1 protein-coding gene (only partly in view) is annotated in these 7,437 nt (G+C 75.9%); it reads right to left on the reverse strand.

What is annotated here, in order from left to right; genetic code table 11:
* Positions 1 to 7,418, reverse strand: partial view of a type I polyketide synthase gene (locus ACGFNF_RS19355; RefSeq protein WP_393169502.1) — the beginning only. Its footprint begins 22,417 nt before the window's first position; 7,418 of the gene's 29,835 nt are visible here — the first part of the coding sequence; its start codon is at positions 7,416 to 7,418; the stop codon falls past the left edge of the window.
* Positions 7,419 to 7,437 lie beyond the last annotated feature (19 nt).

Below are 7,437 nucleotides of genomic sequence, written 5' to 3' on the forward strand. Positions count from 1 at the left end.
GGCGGCAGCCAGTACCGCTCGCGGTGGAAGGCATACGTGGGCAGGTCGACGCGGCGCGCGCCGGCGTCGGTGAACCACTGCGTCCAGGACACGGGAACTCCGTGCACGTGCAGCTCCGCCAGGGCGTGCAGCAGCGCCTGCGCCTCCGCCCGGTCCCGCCGCTGCACCGCGACCGCCAGCACGGCGTCATCGCCGGGCAGCACGTCCGCGGCCATCGCCGTCAGCACGCTCTGCGGGCCGACCTCCAGGAACGTGTCCACCCCGGCTGCCCGAAGCGCGGTGACCCCGTCGGCGAAGCGCACCGCCTCCCGCACGTGCCGCACCCAGTAGTCAGCCGTGCGGATCTCGTCGCCGGCCAGGGCACCGGTCACGTTCGACACGACCGGCAGCAACGGCGCCGCGAACGTCAACCCGTCCAGGACCGCCCGGAACTCGGCCAGCATCGGCTCCATCAACGGGCTGTGGAACGCGTGGCTCACCGTCAGCCGGCGCGTGCGCACGCCCCGCTCGCGCCAGACCCGCTCCACCTCGTCCAGGGCCTCGACGGCACCCGACACCACCACTGCGGTGGGCCCGTTGACCGCCGCGATGCCGACCCGGTCGCCCAGGCCCGCGATCGACTCCACCACCGCGGCCTCGTCGGCCGCCACGGCCAGCATCCCGCCGCCCGTGGGCAGCGCCTGCATCAACCGACCCCGCGCGGCCACGAGAGCGCACGCGTCCGCCAGGGACAACACGCCCGCGACATGCGCCGCGGTCACCTCACCGATCGAGTGACCGGCCAGCATGTCCGGCACGACCCCGAACGACTCCACCAGCCGGAACAGCGCCACCTCGACCGCGAACAACCCGGCCTGCGTGAAGACGGTCTGGTCCAGCAGCTCCGCCTCGGCGGAACCCGACGACGCGAACAGCACCTCCCGCAGCGGGCGCGGCAGCAACGGGTCCAGGTGCGCACACACCTCGTCCAACGCAACCGCGAACACCGGGAACTCGGCCGACAGCTCCCGACCCATGCCGGCGCGCTGCGCACCCTGACCCGAGAAGAGCAGCGCGAGCTGGCCGCGCTGGCCGCCCGGGCCGGTGAGCACGCCGGCCGAGGGCTCGCCCGCCGCCACGGCTTCGAGGCCCGCCAGCAGCTCGTCGCGGGTCGCACCGGACACGACCGTCCGGTGCTCCAGCACGGACCGCGACGCCACCGACGACCAGGCCACGTCGAGCGGGCGTGAGGTCCGGGTGCCGGTGAGCCACTGCGCCCAGCGGTCGGCCTGCGCCGACAGCCCGGCCGTGTCCCGGGCCGAGAGCAGCACCGGCAGCACGGACGGCGTCCGCGACGGCTCGCCCTCGACCTCCGGCTCGTCCCCGCCGGTCGGCGCGGACGGCTGCTCCAGGATCAGGTGGACGTTCGTACCGCTGATGCCGAACGACGACACGGCGGCCCGGCGCGGCCGGTCCACCGCCGGCCAGGGGCGCGCCTCGGCCAGCAGGGACACCGCGCCGGCGGTCCAGTCCACGTGGGGGGTCGGCTCGTCGAGGTGCAGGGTCTGTGGGAGCAGGCCGTACCGCATCGCCTGCACCATCTTGATCATGCCGGCGACACCGGCGGCGGCCTGGCTGTGGCCGATGTTCGACTTGATCGAGCCGAGCAGCAGCGGCCGGTCGGCGGGGCGGCCCTGGCCGTAGGTCGCCAGCAGGGCCTGCGCCTCGATGGGGTCACCCAGGGTCGTACCCGTGCCGTGCGCCTCGACTGCGTCGACGTCGGCCGTGGTCAGGCGGGCGTTCGCGAGGGCCTGCCGGATGACCCGCTGCTGGGCGGGCCCGTTGGGGGCGGTGAGGCCGTTTGACGCGCCGTCCTGGTTGACGGCGCTGCCGGCGATCACGGCGAGCACCTGGCGGCCCTGCCGCCGGGCGTCGGAGAGCCGCTGGACCAGCAGCACGCCGACGCCCTCCGACCAGCCGGTGCCGTCGGCGTCGGCGGCGAAGGACTTGCAGCGCCCGTCCGGGGCGAGGCCGCCCTGGCGGGAGAACTCGACAAAGGCGCCCGGGGTCACCATGACGGTGACGCCGCCGGCCAGCGCCATGTCGCACTCGCCGCCGCGCAGCGCCTGGGCGGCCAGGTGCACCGCCACCAGCGACGACGAGCAGGCGGTGTCGACCGTCACCGCCGGGCCCTCCAGCCCGAAGGTGTACGACACCCGGCCGGAGATGACGCTGTGCGCGCCGCCCGTGAGCTGGTATCCGGCCAGCTCCGCCGGGGTGTCGGTGGTGCCGTAGCCCGACGGGGAGGCGCCGACGAAGACGCCGGTACGGCTGCCGCGCAGCTCGTCCGGGTCGATGCCGGCCTGCTCGACGGCCTCCCAGGACGCCTCCAGCAGCAGGCGCTGCTGCGGGTCCATGGCGACCGCCTCGCGCGGCGAGATGCCGAAGAAGCCGGGGTCGAACGTGGTGGCGCCGTCGACGAAGCCGCCCTCGCGGGTGTGCGACACGGGTCGGCCGTCGGCGTCGACGGCCAGCAGCCGGCCCATGTCCCAGTTCCGGTCGTCGGGGAAGCCGCTGATGCCGTCGCGGCCGGTGGCGACCAGGTCCCACAGGTCGTCCGGGTTGGCCACGCCGCCCGGGTACCGGCAGCTCATGCCGACGATGACGATCGGGTCGTCGTCCACCGGCCCGGCGGGACCCCAGGTGGTGACGGTGTCGACCTCGTGCAGGCGCAGCGTCGCCGACAGGTGGTCGGCGAGGGCGGCCGGGTTCGGGTAGTCGAAGACCAGGGTGGTGGGCAGGGTGAGCCCGGTGGCGGCGCCGAGCCGGTTGCGCAGCTCGACGGCGGTCAGCGAGTCGAAGCCCAGCTCCTTGAACGCCCGGTTCGCCTTGACCAGCTCGGTGCCGGAGTGGCCGAGCACGGCGGCGGTGTGCGTGCGTACGAGGTCGGTCAGGTAGCGGTCCTGCTCGGCGCGGGGCAGCGTCAGCAGGTGCTGCCGCAGCCCGCCGCCGGCGGTGTCCTCCGGTTCGGCGTCGACGACGCGCAGGGCGTCGCGCGCCTCGGCGATGTCGTCGAGCAGGGGACGGGCGCGGGCGGCGGCGAACGCCGGGGTGAACAGGGACCAGTCGACGTCCGCCACGGTCACCGACGGCACGGCCCGGCCGACGGCGCTGCGCAGCGCGTACACGGCCTGGGCCGGCGACATGGGGCTGAGGCCGCGCCGGGCCAGCAGTTCCTGGCCCTCGCCGCTGGCCATGCCGCCCTCGGCCCAGGGTCCCCAGGCCACGGCGGTGGCGGCCAGGCCGCGGGCGCGGCGCCGCTCGGCGAGCGCGTCGAGGAAGGCGTTGCCGGCGGCGTACGCGGCCTGTCCGCCGCTGCCCCAGATGCCGGCGATGGAGGAGAAGAGCACGAACGCGTCGAGCGGCCGGTCGCCCAGCAGCTCGTCCAGGTGCACCGCACCGGCGATCTTGCCGTCCAGCACCCCGGCCAGCCCGGCGAGGTCGGTGTCGGCAAGCATGTTCAGCTGGCCCACCCCGGCGGCGTGCACCACCGCCGTCAGCGGCGCCGGGTCGGCGTCGACGTCGCGCAGCAGCGCCTCGACCCGGGCGCGGTCGGCCATGTCGGCGGCGACGAGGGTCACCCGGGCGCCGAGCCCGGTCAGCTCGTCGCGCAGCTCCGCCGCTCCCGGGGCGCGGTCGCCCCGGCGGCTGGTCAGCACGACGTGCGCCGCGCCGTTGGCCGCCGCCCAGCGGGCCACGTGGGCGCCGAGCGCCCCGGTGCCGCCGGTGATCAGCACGGTGCCCGACGGCTGCCAGCGCTCGACCGTGCCCACGGCCGCCGGTGTGGCGCGCACCAGTCGGCGCACGAAGACGCCCGCGGGCCGTACGGCGACCTGGTCCTCGGGACCGCCGCCGGTCAGGACGCCCACCAGGTGGTCCCAGTCGCTCCGGTCGGGCCCGTCCGGCAGGTCGACGAGGCCGCCCCAGAGCTGCGGGTGTTCCAGCCCGGCGACCCGGGCCAGGCCCCACAGGCCGCCCTGGGCGACGCTGCGGACCGGGTCGGCGTCCCCGGTGCCGACCGCGCCCCGGGTCACCGTCCACAGCGGCGCGGCGACGTCGGCGGCGTGCAGGGCCTGCACCAGCGTCATCGTGGCGGCCGTGCCGAGCGGCACCGCCGGCTGGCCGGGGTGCGGTCGGTCCAGCAGGCCCAGCAGGGAGACGATCCCGGTGAACGGGGTGTCCCCCACGGCCTCGGCCACCCGCGCCGTCACCTGGTCGTGCTCCGCCGTCGGATCCACCGCCAGCCGGGACACCTCGCCGCCGGCGGCGGTCAGCGCCCCCGCGAGCGCCTCGGCCCATTCCGTCGTGGGGGCGTCGCCGGCCGGTTCGACAAGCAGCCAGCGGCCGGACGGGCTGACCGGGGCGGGGGCGGCGGTCCGCTTCCACACCACCCGGTACGACCAGCCGTCGACGACCGCGTCGCGCAGCCGCGCCTTGCGCCAGGACGACAGGACCGGCAGGGCCGGGGCCAGGACGTCCGCCCCGTCGTCGCCGAACTGCGCGGCGAGGGCCGCCACGTCGGAGCGTTCCACCGCCGACCAGAACTCGACGTCCACCACGTCCGGGCTGACCGGGCCGGTGACCGAGACCGGCATCTGCTCGGGCCAGTAGCGCTGCCGCTGGAAGGCGTACGTGGGCAGGGCGACCGGGGTCGCGCCGGCGCCGGCGTAGAGGGCCGGCCAGTCGACGGGCGCCCCGTTGACGTGCAGCTCGGCGAGGGCGGCGAGCAGGGCCCGCGCCTCGGGGCGGTCGGCGCGCAGGACGGGCACGGCGATGACCGGGGTGTCGTCGTCGGCGTCCGCCGGCTCCTGCCCGCTCAGCACGTCCCGGGTCATCGCGGTCAGTACGCTGCGCGGGCCGATCTCCAGGAACGCGTCCACGCCGGCGGCGCGCAGCGCGGCGACCCCGTCGGCGAAGCGGACGGCCTCCCGCACGTGGCGCACCCAGTAGTCGACGGTGCGGATCTCGTCGGCGTCGGCGAGCGCCCCGGTCACGTTCGACACGATCGGCAGCGCCGGCGCGGAGAACTCCAGCCCGGCCAGGACGGCCCGGAACTCGGCGAGCATCGGCTCCATCAGCGGGCTGTGGAACGCGTGGCTGACCGTGAGCCGGCGCGTACGCGCGCCCCGGTCCTTCCAGAGCCGCTCCACCTCGTCCAGGGCCGCGACGGCGCCGGAGACGACCACCGAGGTCGGCCCGTTGACCGCCGCGATCCCCACGTCGGCCAGGCCGTCCAGCGTGGCGAGGACGTCGACCTCGGCGGCCGCGACGGCCAGCATCCCACCGCCGACCGGCAGCGCCTGCATCAACCGGCCCCGCGCCGCCACCAGCGCCGCCGCGTCCGCCAGGGACAGCACCCCGGCCACGTGCGCGGCGGCGATCTCGCCGATGGAGTGGCCGCCCACGAAGTCCGGCACCACGCCGTACGAGCCGACGAGCCGGAACAGCGCCACCTCGACGGCGAACAGACCGGCCTGGGTGAACGCGGTCTGGTCCAGCAGCTCCGCCTCGACGGAACCCTCGGGAGCGAACAGCACGTCCTTCAGCGGGCGCGGCAGCAGCGCGTCCAGGTACACGCACACCTCGTCGAGGGCGGCGGCGAACACGGGGAACTCGGCGTACAGCTCCCGGCCCATGCCGGCGCGCTGCGCGCCCTGGCCGGAGAAGAGCACCGCGAGCGGGCCCCGGTCGGCGGCCTGAGCGGCGACCACCGCGCCGGACGGCTGGCCGGCGGCGAGGGCGCGCAGCCCGGCCAGCAGGTCCTCGCGGTCGGTGGCGGTGAGGACCGCGCGGTGCTCCAGCGCGGAGCGCGACACCACCGACGACCAGCCGACGTCCACCGGCCGGAGGGCCGCGTCGTCGTCCAGCCACCGGGCCCAGCGGCCCGCCTGCGCCCTCAGCGCGGCCTCCGACCGGGCGGACAGCAGCACGGGCACCGCCGGCAGGGCGGGGGCCGGGACGGCGTCGGCGGGGGCCGCGGCGTCGGCGGCGGGCGGCTCCTCCAGGATGGTGTGCGCGTTCGTGCCGGAGATGCCGAACGACGAGACGGCCGCCCGGCGGGGACGGTCGGTCACCGGCCACGGCGTCGCCTCGGTCACCAGCGACACCTCGCCGGCCGACCAGTCCACCTTCGGCGTCGGCTCGTCGACGTGCAGGGTGGACGGCACGAGCCCGTGCCGCATCGCCATCACCATCTTGATCACGCCGGCCACGCCCGCGGCGGACTGGCTGTGACCGATGTTCGACTTGATCGAGCCGAGCAGCAGCGGCCGGTCGGCGGGCCGGTCCCGCCCGTACGTGGCCAGCAGCGCCTGCGCCTCGATCGGGTCGCCGAGCACGGTGCCGGTGCCGTGCGCCTCGACGGCGTCCACGTCGGCCGTGGTCAGCCGGGCGTTCGCGAGGGCCTGCCGGATCACCCGCTGCTGGGCGGGCCCGTTGGGGGCGGTGAGGCCGTTGGACGCGCCGTCCTGGTTGACGGCGCTGCCGGCGATCACGGCGAGGACGGGGTGCCCCTTGCGCTGGGCGTCCGACAGCCGCTCCACCAGCAGGATGCCGACGCCCTCGGACCAGCCGGTGCCGTCGGCGGCGGCGGCGAACGACTTGCACCGGCCGTCGGGGGCGAGCCCCCGCTGCCGGGAGAAGCCCACGAACGGGGCGGGGGTGGCCATCACGCAGACGCCGCCGGCCAGGGCCAGGTCGAAGTCGCCCTGCCGCAGCGCCTGGCAGGCCAGGTGCAGGGCGACAAGCGACGACGAGCAGGCGGTGTCGACCGTGACGGCGGGGCCCTCCAGGCCGAGGGCGTACGCGATCCGTCCCGAGACGATGCTGGTGGCCGTGCCGGTCAGCAGGTAGCCCTCGTCGGTGCCCTCGACCTCGGTCTGCGGGCCCACGCCGTAGCCGTTGGCGGCGGTCCCGACGAAGACGCCGACCTTCTGCCCACGCATGGACGCGGGTGCGATCCGGGCCTGCTCGAACGCCTCCCACGACGTCTCCAGCAGCAGCCGCTGCTGCGGGTCCATCGCCACGGCCTCGCGGGGCGAGATGCCGAAGAACTCGGCGTCGAAGTCGGCCGCGTCGTAGAGGAAGCCGCCCTCCCGGGTGGTGGAGTGGCCGGCCCGGTCGGCGTCCGGGTCGTACAGGTTGGCCAGGTCCCAGCCCCGGTCGGTCGGGAAACCGCCGATGGCGTCGCTGCCGGAGGCCACCAGGTCCCAGAGCTGCTCGGGGCTGGCCACACCGCCCGGGTAGCGGCAGGACATCGCGACGATCGCGATGGGCTCCCGGGCGGCAGCGGTCAGCTGCTGGTTGAGCTGACGGAGGCGGCCCGTCTCCTTGAGCGAGGCGCGAAGCGCCTCGACGACCTTGTCTGCGGACGTAGACATCATGAGCTCCGTACTGGGG

The organism is Micromonospora sp. NPDC048868 (assembly GCF_043198195.1).
Taxonomy (GTDB): domain Bacteria; phylum Actinomycetota; class Actinomycetes; order Mycobacteriales; family Micromonosporaceae; genus Micromonospora; species Micromonospora reichwaldensis.